The sequence below is a fragment of the Streptomyces sp. NPDC001594 genome (genome assembly GCF_042893675.1).
Lineage (GTDB): Bacteria > Actinomycetota > Actinomycetes > Streptomycetales > Streptomycetaceae > Streptomyces.
The window spans coordinates 1-14,504 of record NZ_JBIAVB010000001.1 but is presented as its reverse complement, the minus strand read 5'-3'; the positions used below and the strand labels follow the sequence as shown (position 1 = coordinate 14,504).

General features: G+C 69.0%; 15 protein-coding genes and 1 pseudogene. 8 read left to right on the top strand and 8 right to left on the bottom strand.

The window, feature by feature from the left end; genetic code table 11:
* Window positions 1-127: 127 nt before the first annotated feature.
* Window positions 128-602, top strand: a pseudogene (locus ACFY0O_RS00080) (transposase); the annotation flags it as partial.
* Window positions 603-1,003: 401 nt separating this feature from the next.
* Here ACFY0O_RS00080 and ACFY0O_RS00075 read toward each other — a convergent pair.
* Both ACFY0O_RS00075 and ACFY0O_RS00070 read right to left on the bottom strand, forming a co-directional pair.
* Complete coding sequence (locus tag ACFY0O_RS00075) at window positions 1,004-1,768, bottom strand: NAD(P)-binding domain-containing protein (RefSeq protein ID WP_388940721.1); 765 nt, start codon at window positions 1,766-1,768, stop codon at window positions 1,004-1,006.
* Between the two features lie 497 nt (window positions 1,769-2,265).
* Window positions 2,266-2,406, bottom strand: coding sequence for a hypothetical protein (locus tag ACFY0O_RS00070; protein WP_388940718.1), 141 nt, complete (start codon window positions 2,404-2,406; stop codon window positions 2,266-2,268).
* 56 nt (window positions 2,407-2,462) lie between these two features.
* On the opposite strand from ACFY0O_RS00070, the gene ACFY0O_RS00065 reads away from it, so the two are divergent.
* The 4 genes from ACFY0O_RS00065 (at window position 2,463) to ACFY0O_RS00050 (ending at window position 5,538) form a co-directional block, all read left to right on the top strand.
* Window positions 2,463-3,625, top strand: a protein-coding gene (locus tag ACFY0O_RS00065; protein ID WP_388940715.1) for an IS3 family transposase whose coding sequence is annotated in 2 segments (ribosomal slippage) — window positions 2,463-2,747 and window positions 2,750-3,625 — 1,161 coding nt in all. Because the reading frame shifts where the segments join, the coding sequence is not laid out codon by codon here.
* A gap of 441 nt (window positions 3,626-4,066) precedes the next feature.
* Window positions 4,067-4,720, top strand: a complete 654-nt coding sequence (locus ACFY0O_RS00060; RefSeq protein WP_388940712.1) for a hypothetical protein — start codon at window positions 4,067-4,069, stop codon at window positions 4,718-4,720.
* A 42-nt stretch (window positions 4,721-4,762) separates the two neighbouring features.
* Window positions 4,763-5,128: a hypothetical protein gene (locus tag ACFY0O_RS00055; protein WP_388940709.1), complete on the top strand. Its 366-nt coding sequence runs from the start codon at window positions 4,763-4,765 to the stop codon at window positions 5,126-5,128.
* 257 nt (window positions 5,129-5,385) lie between these two features.
* The gene (locus ACFY0O_RS00050; RefSeq protein ID WP_388942272.1) at window positions 5,386-5,538 is read left to right on the top strand and encodes a hypothetical protein; all 153 of its coding nucleotides are present in this window, start codon (window positions 5,386-5,388) and stop codon (window positions 5,536-5,538) included.
* Between the two features lie 42 nt (window positions 5,539-5,580).
* Here ACFY0O_RS00050 and ACFY0O_RS00045 read toward each other — a convergent pair whose 3' ends face one another.
* From ACFY0O_RS00045 to ACFY0O_RS00035, 3 genes are all read right to left on the bottom strand, one after another.
* Window positions 5,581-6,246, bottom strand: coding sequence for a cytochrome b/b6 domain-containing protein (locus tag ACFY0O_RS00045; RefSeq protein ID WP_388940706.1), 666 nt, complete (start codon window positions 6,244-6,246; stop codon window positions 5,581-5,583).
* The gene (locus ACFY0O_RS00040) at window positions 6,230-7,006 is read right to left on the bottom strand and encodes a molybdopterin-dependent oxidoreductase (RefSeq protein WP_388940703.1); all 777 of its coding nucleotides are present in this window, start codon (window positions 7,004-7,006) and stop codon (window positions 6,230-6,232) included. Before ACFY0O_RS00040 ends, ACFY0O_RS00045 begins: the two co-directional genes overlap by 17 nt.
* Before the next feature lie 466 nt (window positions 7,007-7,472).
* A complete protein-coding gene (locus tag ACFY0O_RS00035; RefSeq protein ID WP_388940701.1) occupies window positions 7,473-7,790 on the bottom strand; it encodes a hypothetical protein in 318 nt (105 codons plus the stop codon).
* Between ACFY0O_RS00035 and ACFY0O_RS00030 the strand changes: the two genes are divergently transcribed.
* Window positions 7,783-8,310: a hypothetical protein gene (locus ACFY0O_RS00030; protein WP_388940699.1), complete on the top strand. Its 528-nt coding sequence runs from the start codon at window positions 7,783-7,785 to the stop codon at window positions 8,308-8,310. The genes ACFY0O_RS00035 and ACFY0O_RS00030 overlap by 8 nt on opposite strands.
* A 1,318-nt stretch (window positions 8,311-9,628) precedes the next feature.
* Here ACFY0O_RS00030 and ACFY0O_RS00025 read toward each other — a convergent pair.
* Complete coding sequence (locus ACFY0O_RS00025; protein WP_388940696.1) at window positions 9,629-12,694, bottom strand: hypothetical protein; 3,066 nt, start codon at window positions 12,692-12,694, stop codon at window positions 9,629-9,631.
* A 172-nt stretch (window positions 12,695-12,866) separates the two neighbouring features.
* On the opposite strand from ACFY0O_RS00025, the gene ACFY0O_RS00020 reads away from it, so the two are divergent.
* Complete coding sequence (locus ACFY0O_RS00020; RefSeq protein WP_388940693.1) at window positions 12,867-13,037, top strand: hypothetical protein; 171 nt, start codon at window positions 12,867-12,869, stop codon at window positions 13,035-13,037.
* A gap of 329 nt (window positions 13,038-13,366) precedes the next feature.
* On the opposite strand, the gene ACFY0O_RS00015 is transcribed toward ACFY0O_RS00020, so the two are convergent.
* Both ACFY0O_RS00015 and ACFY0O_RS00010 read right to left on the bottom strand, forming a co-directional pair.
* Window positions 13,367-13,915 (bottom strand): transposase, encoded by a 549-nt coding sequence (locus ACFY0O_RS00015; protein WP_388942190.1) that lies wholly within the window; start codon window positions 13,913-13,915, stop codon window positions 13,367-13,369.
* Window positions 13,912-14,340 carry a winged helix-turn-helix domain-containing protein gene (locus ACFY0O_RS00010; RefSeq protein ID WP_388940690.1) on the bottom strand — a complete coding sequence of 143 codons (429 nt, stop codon included), beginning with the start codon at window positions 14,338-14,340 and terminating at the stop codon, window positions 13,912-13,914. Before ACFY0O_RS00010 ends, ACFY0O_RS00015 begins: the two co-directional genes overlap by 4 nt.
* Here ACFY0O_RS00010 and ACFY0O_RS00005 point away from each other — a divergent pair.
* On the top strand, window positions 14,252-14,504 hold a 253-nt coding region (locus ACFY0O_RS00005), incomplete at its 3' end, for a helix-turn-helix domain-containing protein (protein ID WP_388940687.1). The genes ACFY0O_RS00010 and ACFY0O_RS00005 overlap by 89 nt on opposite strands.

The window sequence follows — 14,504 nt, the reverse complement described above, 5'->3', positions numbered from 1 at the left end:
CCTACCTACGGTGACGGCCACCCCGACACGATTCGCCGCCCCCCTATACCCCCAGACCAAGTCTCCTCGAAATGCACTGCCACCCCCATGTCCGCGAGCAGCGCCCTGCCCGTCCGCCTCCGGGAACCGGAGCGACGTGCTGTTCGAGCTGTGCGACGCCTTGCTGTGCACCGGCGGCCCCGTCCGTACCCTTGTGGACCTGGCTCTCGCGCCCGAGCACCGGCCTGGCCACGGTGCCTTGTACTCCGGGCTGAACCGGGGCCGGATCGATGTGGCTCCTGGCGGGGCCCTGCGCCAACACAGGTGGATGTCTCCCCTTGGCTGCGGCCGGACGCCGACACGTGTTCAGACCGCTCGTTCTGTCACACCTTCGGCCGTGGCCTGGGCAAGCACCAGATGGTGCCCGGCTGGCCGTACTCGATCGTCGCCGCGCTGTAGGCGGTCGGGGCAGGCCAGTGGCGGAACGGCGATCCGGACGTCCTGGTCATGCTGGACGCGGGATACGACGTGCCTCGCATCGCTCACCCCGGGCTGACCTGCCGATCGAGGTGCTGGTCCAGCTCCGGTCCGACCGCGTGATGCGCAAGCCGGTCCCGGTGCCGTGAATCTGGCCGCCGCAGGGCGGGCGCCCGCCCAAGCATGGCGCTTCATGCGGCGCCAGCTCGGTGAACACGCCACCCGGCGGTTCCTTCTGCAGGTCACCCCACTTCCGGGCCCCGGCCGCGTGCTTTCGCCTGGACATGGACAAACGCCTCGACCTGGGGCGAGCGGTGCGCCGTCCCCGCACCCCAGCGGACGCCGCTGACCGATCGGCCACGGAGACACGATGAAGGACTTCGCCCCCCGGGGTCCGCTGCTTGCAGGTCCCCTGGGAGTTACGGGACGACATCCACTAGGCATTCCTCACCCTCGTGTGGGCGCTGGTCTGCTGGGGGTGCCTGGGCTCACTCTTCTGACTGGTCGGGTGGGTGGGGGAGGGGGTGTGGGGCCTGTGTCGACGCGACTACTTGAGGTCTGCGAGGAGCGCGTCGAGCGCCTTGGTCAGGGCCTCGGCATTGGCCGGGTCGAACCACGTGGTGCGAAGGCTCTCGTTGAGTCCCTTCGGTGTCTCGTGGTCGCCCGCGAGCTGCTGCAAGGAGCGCGTGTGGTCGCCCAGCGCGCGTCCGACGCCCTGAAAGAGGCCACGGAGGTAGCGGTCCGCCCCCTCGGGGGAAATGCCCTGCCGCACGGCCCAATCGGCGAGCGTGGCCAGGTACCAATAATGGGTGGTCAGCGTGCCCGTCAGCATTTGGAAGACGTTGAGGGTCGCCTCGTCCGCGACAGGGAGTGTCCCACCGAGACCATCGAAGAGGTCGTCCACGGCCGGGTGGAAGGGACATGTCACGGTGACGGACCGCCGCTCGCGCGCGGATGGCAATGGGATGGCGCGCACCACGGGGGCATCGGTGCCCAGCAGGCGGCGCACCTCGCTGATGGCGACACCGGTCATGACGCTGACCACGACCCTGTCCTCGCCGACGCGGAGCTCGGAGAGGGCCTTGACACGGTCCTGGGGGCGGACGGCGAGGATCACCAACTCTGAGCGGTTCAGCACGTCCTGGTTGTCGGCGCACGCATGCACGGTCGGATACCGCTGCGACAGTTCGGCGGCTGTACCGGCGCCCCGGGGCGAGAGGTAGAGCTCCGGTGGCTCCTCGACGCCATCACACAGGCCGTCCACGAGGGCCCGGCCGATCTCACCTACGCCTATGATTCCGATGCGTCGCACTGTGCCTTCCCGTCGTCTTGCCAAGTGATGACCTCGCTCCGATACGCGGGCCGCCGAATGTAGATGTGACAGATCCTGCCTGATGTCCCGGCGACGGATGTGCGGGGCTGCTTCCGCGGCCTTGTCCGTGCCACTCCACGGCACCCTGGATTCTTTTGGTCCCAGGGGCCCCAACAAGCTCGAAGGTCGTTCGTCAGGAGTTCTTAGCGGGTGCAGAGGCAGCAGCGTGATCGGGACGGGTGGGGGTGGGGGTTCGGTCACGGTCTGGGGCGGTTCTGCTGCTCCTGCCGGGCCTGCTGGCATGCCGGGCATGGGGGGTTCTCTGGGGGAGGCTCTGTGGTGTGAGCCGCGGTGATGGTGGTTGGTACAGCTCAGCGATGGTGTGGTGAACGCTAGCCGGTGCGACAGGTGTGGCGCTATCGGTGATGCGAGTGACCTTGAGCCGGCCGATTTCAAGGCGCCGGGCTTGTGCCGTGTTCCCATGCGGGTGTGCCGGGTTAGACGGGTAGGTGCACGGCGAGTTGCTCCCACTGCCCTACGGGCGGGGAGTGAGGGGTGGTGGTCACGAGGTGGAGGCTGACGTGGTCGGCCCCGGCGTCGAAGTGCTCTTGGACGCGGTGGGCGAGGGTCTGCCGCACGATCGGGTGACATCTGAACTGGCTTGCCCTGTGGGGCAGGTGGGAAGGATGTCGCTGTGCCCAAGCCCTATCCGGAAGAGTTTCGCCAGGACGTCGTGCGGGTCGCGAGGAACCGCGGCCAAGGTGTGACGGTCGAGCAGGTGGCCACCGACTTCGGGGTCCACCCGATGACGTTGTGGAAATGGATGCGCCGGGCGGACATCGACGACGGCTCCAAGCCCGGAACCTCTAGCCAGGAGAGCGCGGAACTGCGCGAGGCACGTCGGCGGATCAAGCTGTTGGAGCAGGAGAACGAGGTCCTTCGCCGGGCCGCGGCCTATCTGTCGCAGGCGCATCTGCCGGGAAAAGGATCTACCCGCTCGTGAAGGAGCTGGCCGGGGACGGGGTGCCCGTCACGGTGACGTGCCGGGTGCTCAAGCTCGCCAGACAGCCCTACTACCGCTGGCTCGACAAGCCGGTGCCCGAAGCCGTTTTCGAGGAGGCGTATCGCGCGAACGCGTTGTTCGGTGCCCACTGTGAGGACCCGGAGTTCGGATACCGCTTCCTGGCCGATGAGGCCCGCAGCGTCGGCGCCGTCATGGCGGACCGGACCGCGTGGCGGATCTGCCGGGACAACCGCTGGTGGAGCGTGTTCGGCAAGAAGCGCGGCCGGGGTAAGAAGGCCGGCCCGCCGGTGCACGACGATCTCGTCCGTCGTTACTTCACCGCGGCCGGCCCGAACCGGCTCTGGCTCGCCGACATCACCGAACACGCCACCGGCGACGGCAAGCTCTATGTCTGCGCAATCAAGGATGTCTTCAGCAACAGGATCGTGGGCTACTCCATCGACACGCGGATGAAGTCCCGCCTGGCCGTGACCGCCTTGGACAACGCCGTGGCCCGGCGTGAAAACGTCGACGGATGCATCCTGCACACCGATCGCGGATCGCAATTTCGATCCCGGAAATTCGTCCGGGCGCTCAACCGCCACCGGATGGCCGGGTCGATAGGGAGAGTCGGGGCAGCCGGTGACAACGCGGCCATGGAGTCCTTCTTCAGCCTCCTGCAGAAGAACGTTCTCGACCGCCGGAAGTGGGCCACCCGCGACGAACTACGGATCGCCATCGTGACCTGGATCGAGCGGACCTACCACCGCCGTCGCCGGCAAGCCGCACTCGGCCGACTGACCCCCATCGAATTCGAGATCGTCATGACCACACCGGCCCTCCAAGCCGCGTGACTCAACCTGTCACCCGAACCTGCACCAGACCCCCCAGCACCAGGCCGAGCTGGCCGACCACGCCCGCCGCCTCCTGGCCACCTGCACCGACCGGCAGCACCGAGACTGCGTCCTGGACGCGCTGACGACATGGGGCCACGACATCAGCGGGCTGGAGAACGAGTCCGACATCGTGGCCCGCGAGCACTACACCCGGCTCAGAGCCGCCCGTGCCTGGGACGGAAATTGGACGGGCGGCAGCTACAGCGACGACCCGCCGTTCTGACTCAAGACCCACGGCCCTCTGAAACCTCCATCGATCACTCAGAGTGGTCGCACCACAAGAAGTGGACCAGAGCCGAAACTCACCAACAAAGCCACCATCACCAAAGAGTCCATCGCCGCGATCCCCCTGGACCACCTCGCGCAGTCCCTGTCCCACACCGCCACCGGAGCACGCCGGTGAACGACGACCTGTCCGGGCCGCTTGCTCCGCTTCCGGTCAACGTTCGGCCCCGGCTCGGCGAAACCACCATCCACTACGTCCAGCGACTCGCCCATGCCAACCACCTCAAGCCCAGCTACCTTCTCTGGATCCTCATCCGGCCCTCCCCCACAAGGACCCTCAAGCCGCGGCTCGATCGGCTCGCCGCTCTCAGCGGACGCTCCGCAGACATACTGAAGATCACCCTCGTGGACGCTGCCCCGCCCTCATTCCCTGCTCAGCCGACCGCTTCCACTCTCCGGCTGGAACGCGTCGCCTCCGAGATGGCCCACCGCCGAAGCTTCAACATCATCGGTCAGATCAAGCAGCACGCTCGAAGAAACAAGGGCACCCTGCGTCAGATCGCCGACATGTGGACGATGCCGCACTGGCTCATCCGGAAGGTCCTCAGCCCTGGCTTCCCGAACCGCACTCCGGTGGGCAAACAGCTTCTTTCGGAAGACCAACACGCCAAACTCACTGCCTGCTACGAGCAGGGCATGACGGCCGCGCAGGCTTGGCACGACCTCATCGACAACCAGGACACGTGGATCACTCAGTCCTGCGTCCAAGCCCACTTCGCTCTGTTCGACCGCGCCCGGGGCAAAGCCCGGCTCGCGCCGGAGGAGTGAGCCGCCGGTGTGGCTGTCAGTCACCCGACGCACAATGCGGCCATGAGCTACGACTTGGCTGTTTGGGAAGGTGTCCGCCCCGCCGGCGATGCGGCGGCGACGGCGACCTTCGAGGACCTCTACCGCAAGCACATGAGGCACATGGGAGGCCAGAAGACTCCGCCGACCCCCTTGATCAGGCAGTACGTCGAGGCGCTGGTGGCGCGCTGGCCCGACCTGAGCCCCGATGACGACGAAGAGGACGAGGACGCCAGCCCCTGGTCCGACGGCCCGTTGATCAACAACGCCAGCGGCCCGCTGTTCTACTTCGGCATGGTCTTCAGCAAGTGCCAGGAGGCCGCGTCATTGCTGCAGATCTCGCCCGAACTCTCGGTCTCGTCTGCTTCGACCCCCAGGACCAGCGCCTGACCTCCTGACCAACATCACCCGTTGGTCACGGTCGAGCACGAAGAGGCACCGCCGCGCTAGCCGCATCGATCAAACTTCGATGGCACAGGCTCAAACTTCGATGGCACAGGACACTGAGCACCGAGTCTGTTCAATGAGCACTGGATCTGTCGGGCGGTGCATTTGAGATGGCGGGGCAGGGCGGGGGCAGGGGCTGACCTGGGCCGTTTCGCTGGTCTGTCGACCGCTGGTTTCGTTTGGGACGACTCCTGACCGCCGTGGACTTCCGCACCGGTGAGCGCCGCTGGCGGCAACCGACCGGTACGGGGCCCCTGTACGACAACAGTTGGGCGCCGATCACGCTCGCTCCCGACGGCACGGCCTACGTCGGCGTGTTCAACAGCATCGTCGCGGCACGCGACGGGAGCTGACGGGCCCGGGCGGCGGGCGACGCCGTGGGAGCGCCGCGCCCGTCACCCGCCGTGCCGCCACAGCGGGTGTTCGCGCTCAGCCCACGCGCGGTCGACGGAGCCCGTGCGCAGGCCGCGCCGGGCCTCCGGATCCCGCATGGCCATGCCGATGTGCCCGGCCAGGACGATGCCCAGGGTCAGGGCCAGCCAGTCGTGCAGGAAGGTGGCGCCGGTCCGCAGGACCAGCGGGGCCAGGCCTGTCTGCCACATCAGCAATCCGGTACCCGACATCACCAGGGCGGCCCCGGCCAGCCAGCCCGCGTACAGCTTCTGCCCGGCGTTGAACTTCCCGGCCGGCCGCCGGTCCTCCGATCCCCGTCCCCGCCCGCGCACCCGCCGCAGCGCGCCACACAGCCAGACCCGGTCGTGTGGCCCGAACCGCCCCAGGCGGCCGAGGTCGGCGCGCAGCGCGCGGGAGACGAGGCCCAGCAGGACCGGGACCACCAGCAGGAGACCCGACCACTCGTGCACGGTGACCACCAGGTGCCGGCGCCCCACCAACTCCGCGAGCGGCGGCAGGTACAGGCACCCCGCCGAGCCCACGCACACGCCCATCAGGGCGGCCGTGGCCCGGTGGACCCACCTCTGGGACGGGCCGAACCGGTGTACGCGTCGGGCCGCTTCGGCCGGCAGCGCGCCGGCTCGTGGTCGTTCAGACGGTGGGGGCATCGTCGCGTCCGTTCGATCTGCCGACCCACGCGTCGACGTCGTAGCCGAGCCGCTCCCAGTAGCCCGGTTCCACCTTGTCGGTGACGGTGATCCCGGAGAGCCACTTCGCGGACTTGTAGAAGTACATGGGGGCCACGTAGAGCCGCGCCGGCCCGCCGTGGGAGTGGCCCAGCGGTTCGTCCCGCATCCGCAGGGCCACCATCACGTCGTCCCGGCGGGCCTGCGGAAGGGTGAGGCTCTCCGTGTAGGCGCCGTCGAAGCAGCTGAAACGGATGGCCCGCGCCTGCGGGCGCACCCCTGCCGCGTCGAGAAGCATGGACACCGGAACGCCCTCGAAGGACGTACCGGGGACGCGCCAGCCGGTGACGCACTGGACGTCCCGGACCACGCGGGTCTGCGGGAGCCTGCGCAGGGCGTCCAGGTCGTACGCGGCCGGTCGCTCGACGAGCCCGTCGACGGTCAACCGGTAGTTCTCCGGGCCGCGTTCGGGCACGGAGGAAGCGACCGAGTAGTACCGGAAGCCGCCGCCGTTCGGCAGCAGTCCCGTGAGCCCCGTCGGGTCCTTGTCGGCGGCCGCTCCGAGCGCGGTCTCGACACCGCGCGGCAGGAAGGGCGCCGCCAACAGGCCGGCGGCGCCGAGCCCGACCATGCCGAGGATCAGCCGTCGGCCGATCGGGCTGCCGGTCCCGTCGGGGTCGGGGCCCAGGTCCGGGTCGGGGTTGGTTCCGGGCGGGGGCGGCCCGATCTGCTCTTCGCTCACGCGCCGATTGGACCACCGAAGTGTGCCCGCCACCAGGGGCGACGCGGCGACGTCAGACTTCCGTCACATCCTGATCCGACGCCGGTGCGAGATCCCGCAAGTGCTACCCGAGAGTGTCGATTCACGTCGTAGATGCGTTGCCGTAGGCCTGTGAGAGTCCGCAGGCGCAATGCGGATGAGGGCGGCGAACCGGCCGTTCCGTATCCGACTCCACCGCCCCGGGGCCCTTCCCCGCGGGTCGACACACCGGCTCGCCCGCCCTCACCGACCGCGCTCGGCACCTCCGCGGGCACGGAGTCGCCGCACCCGCCGTCCGTACCGCGTTCCCCGCCGCGCACCCCCAAGGGAGACTCCATGAACAAGGGGCTTCTGCTCCGCCGTGCAACCGGGAAGGCGCTCGTCATCGGCGCCGCACTGGCCCTGGCCATACCGGCGACCGCGTACGCCAACACCGTGAGCGTGACGGTCAGGACGCCCACGTCGGGACCGGCCGCCGCCTTCGCCGAGATCTCGCCCACGCGGACTGTTCCGGCGGCCTCGTCGCCGGCGGCGGCGTCAACGAGGCCATCGGCACCGGCACATCGTCCAACGGCAACAAGATCAACGGCACTTCGCCGAGCCCCGACGGCTCCACCGAGTACACCGGCTCGACCGGGGTCGTCGGGACGGAGGTCACGCATTGGCTCGGCAGCGGCGGCGCCGTCAACGCCTCGTTCTCCTCCACCCCGTACGCCATGTGCTTCACCAGCAATATGATCAACCACACCCAGGTGTTGATGAACAAGGTGGCCGGCCCGACCTCCCCCTCGACCGTCGGCCTGGTCACCCCCACCTGCCCGGCGAACACGCGCCTGCTGGGCGGAGGCGCCCGGACCACGCCCGCTGACGTCGGCAGCCTCAAGCCGATCGCGAGCTTCCCCACCTTCGACGACGCCGCCCACGACCACGGACGGAAGGCCGCGGCGAACGGCGAGACCACCCCGGACTCCTGGACGGCGGTGGGCTGGAACGGTGGCGGCGGCGGCACGAACAACGAGACCTACGCCTACGCGGTCTGCAGCGGGAGCGGCATCAACGTCGGCGGTGCGACCGTGACGGTTCAGTACACCGAGGTGAGCGGCCCCACCTCGGCCACCTCCGGGCAGACCGCGACGGCCGGCTGCTCGGGCAACGACGGCAAGCTGATCAGTGCGGCGGCGCCGCCGTCAGCGGGGGCAGCGCCACCACCACCGACTTCACCGATCCGGGGGCGGGCGGAGACCACCTCAACGGCCCAGCGACTCCAGCGGCAGCCCGGTCGCTGACGGAACCACCACGGCGGCGTACTGGAGCGCCTGGGCCCACACCGGCGGCGGCAGTTCCCCGGGCACCTACACCGACGTGTGGGCCCTCTGCGCCAACGACGGGATCTGAGCCGTGCGCCAGGAGACGTCGAGAAGGACCCTGGCGGCCCTCGGTGCGGTCTCCTCGCGGCCCTGGCCGCCCCCGTCACCGCGACCGCCGATCCCGTCGGCGCGGTCGGCCCCTGCGGCAGCGGCGGGGCCTTCACCGGGGCCTCACCCTCCTGTGTCTACACGACGGCACCCGCCCGGAAACCTGTCGGGGGCCAGCGGTCCGACTCCGTACGGAGACGGCGGTACCCACTGGCCCCCACCCGTCAGCAATCCCGAAGGAGAGCGACCTGTACGGCAGTCTATCCACATCACCACCCCTTCCCCCGGCCGTGCGCGGCCCCGGACGAGCAAGGAGCGCGCCATGATCCCGCGCGGCCGACCCGCCCTGACCGAAGCCGACATCGCCGCGCTGCGGACGAAGACGCTTAAGGCCTGGCAGCGCACCGAGGGTGATGCGCTGCCGGCACGGGTGCCGCTGGTCAACCTGGGCGGTTGCCCCCGCCTTTACGACGAAGAGCAGGTCCACGCCCACCTCCGCGGCGCCCCGCGGCCGCCGGGATCCGGTGCCGTGGCGACGGGCGAGGGGGCGGACGGTGGCACTTCGCGCCCGGCCGCAGTGCCGCCGGGCGAGGAGCACCCGGACGACCTCCTCACCGACCAGGAGGCTGCGTTCGTCCTGGAGACGCGAGCCTCCACCGTCCGGGACTACGCAGCGAACGGGTACCTGCCCGTTGTCCAGCGGCACGGCCGCACGTGGTTCCGCCGCGCCGACCTGGATGCCAGGCGCGGCGCAGGCGATCAACGCCAGAATCCCCACCTGACGGGAGCCGGCCGCCCGAAGGGCGCAAGGACCGGGTCCCCGCCGCCGACCGGATCCCCGCGTGGCGGAGATCGCCGACGCCCTTGCGCTAGCTGCCAGAGGAGAGGCCATGCCGCTCACCACTGCTGAGATCGCCAAGCGCTACGCCGTCGGTGAACGCACCGCCTAGCGGCTCCTCCTGGCCGTGCGTTAGCAACTTCTGGGCGGCGCCTGATTGAGGGCCGTTCCCGGGCCGGGCACTTCGGTGCTCAAGCCCGGGACCACCGACGAAGCTCAACAGTGGCAACTCCCCGGGCAGGCCACCAACCCTGCCGGCGATGGCGAGCGGACTGCCTGCGCGGAAGTGCAGGCTGCCCACCCTGCTCGGAAGTCGTCGGCGGGGTAGAGACCCCTGCCCTGGCATCAAGGTCACATTCCGGCCTCTGGGTCCACCTCGACCGGGGGGTCGTTGTACAGGTCATGCCATGTCCACGGCGCTGCGGTGGTGCCGTCCGTCTCTCTGCCGAACTGTGGAATGGCATCTTCGTCTCCCACGCCCGCGTCCATAGCGCGGCGCATGAGAAGTTGCTCGTCCCTCGCCGCTGATTCTTTCGTGCCAACCGTCTCAAGGGCCGACAGCAGGCGGGAGTGCTCCGCCCGGCCACCCGGCAGAACGTGGGTGGCAGGCTGCCGTGCCAGGAGCTGTTGTACGGCCTCCTCGGCCCCCACCCCCGCTAACGCCGACAGGAGACGGGCAACCCAGGACGAGTAGGTCAGGTCGGCATAGGCGGCGGGTTGCCGTGCCAGCACCTGCTGCACAGCCTCTTCTGCCCCAACCTGCGCGAGAGCCGAAAGCAGGCTGGCGACCCCCGTAGGGTGCGTCAGGTCAACATATGCGGCGGGTCGTCGTGCCAGCAGCTGGTGCACAGCTTCTTCGGCCTGTGCTTCCCTGAGGGCCGACAGCAGACGGGCGACGCCGAGCGGATTGGCAAGGTCTCCCTGCGCGGCCGCTCGCCCGGCCACTTGTCTTAGTTCCTTCTCTGCCCCGACCTTCTTCAGTGCTGACAGTAGCTCGGCCACGTCGATCAGGTCGGTCAGGTCGGCGTGGGCAGCGACCTGCGTTGATAGCTGTTGCAGCAACTCCTCCTGCCCAGCCTTCCTCAGACCCACCAGCAGGACACCGACTCCGGAAACAGAGGCGAGGCCGGCGTGGGCTACGGCTCGTGCCGCCAGTTGTTGTGCCGCATCCCCCGCCCCCACCTCCTGCAACGCTAACAGCAGGCTGACGGTGCCCCACGGGACCGTCAGGTCGGCCTGAGCGGCGGCCCGTGCCGACAGGTGTCGTGCCGCATCCTCGACCCCCACCTCCTTCAGCGCCAAGAGCAGGCGACCACTATCGGACGGGTCGGTCAGTTCCGCCTCCGTGGCGGCTCGTGCCGCCAGTTGTTGTACCGCCTTGTCCGCCCCGACCTTCTTCAGAGCTTGCAGCAGGGGTGGGAGGCCGAACGGGTTGGCTGCAACGGCGTGGGCGGCAGCTCGCGCCGACAGGTGTTGCACAGCTTCTGACGCCCCGACCGCTTCCAGCGCCAGCAGGAGGTCGGCGACCTCGTACAGGTCGGTCAATTCGACGCGGGCGGCGGGTTGCCGTGCCAGCAGTTGCTGCACCGCCTCCTCCGCATCGACCCCCGCGAGGGCCAGCACAAGGCCTTGGACGCCGGATGGGTCGGTCAATTCGGCGTGGGCGGCGGGTTGCCGTCCCAGCAGCCGTTGTGCTGCTCCCTGCGCCCCGGCCTTCGTTAGCGCCGGGAGTAGGTAGGCAACGGCGTGCGGGTTGAGCAGGGCGGCATGCAGGGCGACCCAGTCCGCGGCGTGATGGTCGGGGTCAAGGCGGCGCCTGGCGAGGAGGTCGGTGAGGAGTGCTGGGGCGAAAGCCTCGCCTGCCAAAGAGGCTTGGCGGAAGAGGGCGACTGCTGCTTTGAAGAGGCCGCGTTCCTGGGCGGACACAGCGAGACGACGGAGATCTCCCGGATCGGTGGTGTGGGAGATCAGAGCGTCCCAGAGAGCGGGCGGACCAAGTTGGTTGCCTCGGTCACCCCGGGTGTGTTGGTCGAGGTAGTCGGCCGGCTCGAAGTTGGGAGGTGTGCCGGACCGGGCGACGTGCCGGGTCAAGGCGGTGAGAGTGTGGCGGACGTCATTTCGGTCGCCGGGGTCGGCGCCGCGGTAGCCACGGGTCAGATCGTCCAGCGCCGTGGAGGCCCAGTCGGCTTCGCTCGGGCGGATGCGAGCGGTCAAGTAGCCGTCGGCGGCCTCGGCCAGCAGCTGTGTGGGGAGCGGCTGGTTGTGGCCCAGACGGCGCAGGTCCAGTGCGGCGGTGATCAAGGCGTGCTCAACGGGAGTGAAGAGGGTGCGGTTGCTGTACGCGGCGAGGAGTTCCGGACCGCCGCTGAGATGTTGGATCACCTTTCCGCCGTCCCTGATCCCGGCCTCGACTGCTTCAAGGACTCCCCGGCCGGCCGACCCCTCGCCGGCCTGTGTACGAAGGTCTTCACACTGCTCGGGGGTGAGGGTGTGGGGGACGTCCAGAACGAGTGCGTGTGCGTGGAGCAGGTCCCGGATGGCCCCAGGGTCGAAAGTGCGGCCTTGGGCGGTGAGGTCGGTGAAGTACGGGGTACGCCACATCGCGCCGACCATCACGACGCCTGTCACCTGTGTGAGACAGCGGATGAGCTGCTTGGCGATGACCGCTCCGGCTTTGCCCTGGAGGTAACGCTGGGTCTCGTTCAGCCAGAGCACGGTGCCTGGTACGACGACGCCGTCCGTGAAGAGCTGTTGCAGGTCTTCGGCGTCTGTGGGGTGCAGCAACCTGTGGTCAGGTGCCTGCTCCAAGAGCGCCTCGTACAGGGCTCGGGTCTTGCCGGTGGTCGACTCGCCGAGCAGGACGGCGAACGCCGACGATCCACCCTGGGCGGCGGCGGCCAGGTACTGCCGCAGCAGGCGGTCGTGCTCACGTATTAGGTACGGAGTCAGCCGACCGCCGCGGAGGTGCTCCTCTGCGGCGGACCCCGGTTGGGGTCCGACTGCGGCAGCGCGGTGCACCCCCAGGGCCGTCGGGTCGGCCTCGCGTATGGTCGACAGGCCAGCGGGTGCGGCCGGGCCGTGGGCGGCCTGGAGCCACTTGGGCCAGCTCTGCTCGTCCAGCAGCCCCTTGGCATACGTACGTGCGGCCCCGCCCTCGCTCACCAGGCGCTCGTCGATCCGACGCGCGTGTCTGATCAGGACGCGCGCCAACTGTTTCAAGGCCGCCTGCGGAGGCCGGTTCGCGCGCCTGACCCAGGCGCTGATCTGCCCGTTCGTGATCGCGACCGGCGGGGCACCCGCGCCGGCTGACTGGCGGCTGGCCAGCTCGGCAGCTTGCTTCTGCGTCAGCCCGGATGCCCGCAGCAACTCCTTGAGCCGTGCCGCGAAGAAGTCCCACGGATCAGCCACCTGACCCAAGACGAACCCCCTCCTCTTCCGGCGGCCCTGCCGAAACAGGACCCCAAACCCAATTTATCGCCCCCACCCGCCACGACCTGCCGCAGCGAAGGAGGCCGAGGGACGAAACCGTTCCCACAGAGGCCCACTTGGAGAGTCCGACCCACCGATACAGACTCCAAGGAGCCACTTCGTGGACGCCACCACCATGCTCGCCGCCATTGGCACCTTCGTCTTCCTCCTCGGGGCGGCCGCGCGTCTTCCAGCAGCCGCCGCCGAGGTCCTACGCGCGTGTGCCGTGCTCGTCGAAGCCATCGCCGAACTCCGCAGCACCATCCGTCGCGCCTTCTCCAACCGGCGTTGACCTCCGCCCCTGGCCAACACACCGCGCGAAACCCTCCACCCATGTCCTTTCTTGCCGCAATGTTTTCATGTCGGAAAGCGATCGGTACCCGCCCCGGCACCCGTCAGCACAACCCATCGGAAGGACTCCAGCATGGACTCAAACGCGCACGACAAAACCCACGAAAACCAGTGAGCCGTCCCCCCATCCGCGGCCAGCGCAAGCCCTCCGAGCCCACCACGGAGAAGAAGATCCCGAACCAGCGCGACCAGTAGCCGAGCCCCCCGACGCCAGTGCGGGCCGCCCCGAACAGGGGCGGCCCCCACTGGCATTTCGCGGCCGCACCGCCGCTACTGAGGCTGTAGGCGTGATGTAGTGAGGGTGAGGCCGGTCGCGGCGAGGCAGCCGTCAATGACGTCGCTTCGGTATTGGATCTGGCGGAGACCGATTCGTAGTCGGCGGATGAGTTGATCGGGGTCGGCGAAGGCGGTGTTGGCCTGGCTGGTCCGGCGAAGCACCGACCAGATGCCCTCAACCGGGTTGAGATCAGGTGCGTAGGGCGGCAGATGGTAGGCGGTGATCCAGTCGTGGGTGTCGATGAACTCGCGCATCCGCCGGTCCTTGTGGACGTTCAGATTGTCCCAGACGAGGACGATCGGCCCTCCGAGCTGCTGGTGGGCGGCGATGAGGAGGTCGCGGTACTCGGTCCAGGCGAAGCTCTTGCGGCCGCCGCTCTTGTGATCGGCGTGCCGCTTGGGCCGGTAGATCAGACGGGATCGCATCCCGGGTTTGTAGCAGCACAGGGCTGCGATGGAGAAGCGGCGCTGGGAACGGCCCCGGACCCGGATGACCGGGGTGGTCCCGCGCTTGCCCCAGGTGCGGGAGGTCGGCGGCGTCATCGAGAATCCGGCCTCGTCCTCGAAGACGAGCCAGGCCCCGAGTGCCGCCGCGATGGTTCCAGGTGCGGCCATACCTCCTTCACCCAGCCGGCCACCGCCACCTCGTCGCGCTCCACGGCACGACGGGCCGGAACCTGATGACTCCAGCCGTGCCTCCGCAGCATCTGGGAGATGCCCGACAACGTCATGCTCTTGTGGAACCGTCGGCCGATCAGCGTTTTGATCCTGGACAACGTCCACCGTTGATCGGGCCAGCCGTGCGCGACCGGGCCCTTGGCCAGCTCCTCCTCTAGTCTTCTGAGTCGGGAATTCTGTTCAGATGTATAAGCTTGCCCTGTGGTACGGACGGGACGGCCGAAGGCCGAATTGACGTTGTCGGACGAGGAGCGGGCCGCACTCGAGGGGTGGGTGCGGCGTCGATCCACGCCGCAGGCGTGGGCCTTGCGGTGCCGGATCATCCTGGCCTGTGCTGAAGGCGCGTCGAACAAGGACGCGGCTGCCCGGCTCGGGTCCACAGCCCATGCGGTGGGCCGCTGGCGGGCACGGTTCGTGCAGTATCGGATCGCCGGCTTGGGTGACATGCCGCGTC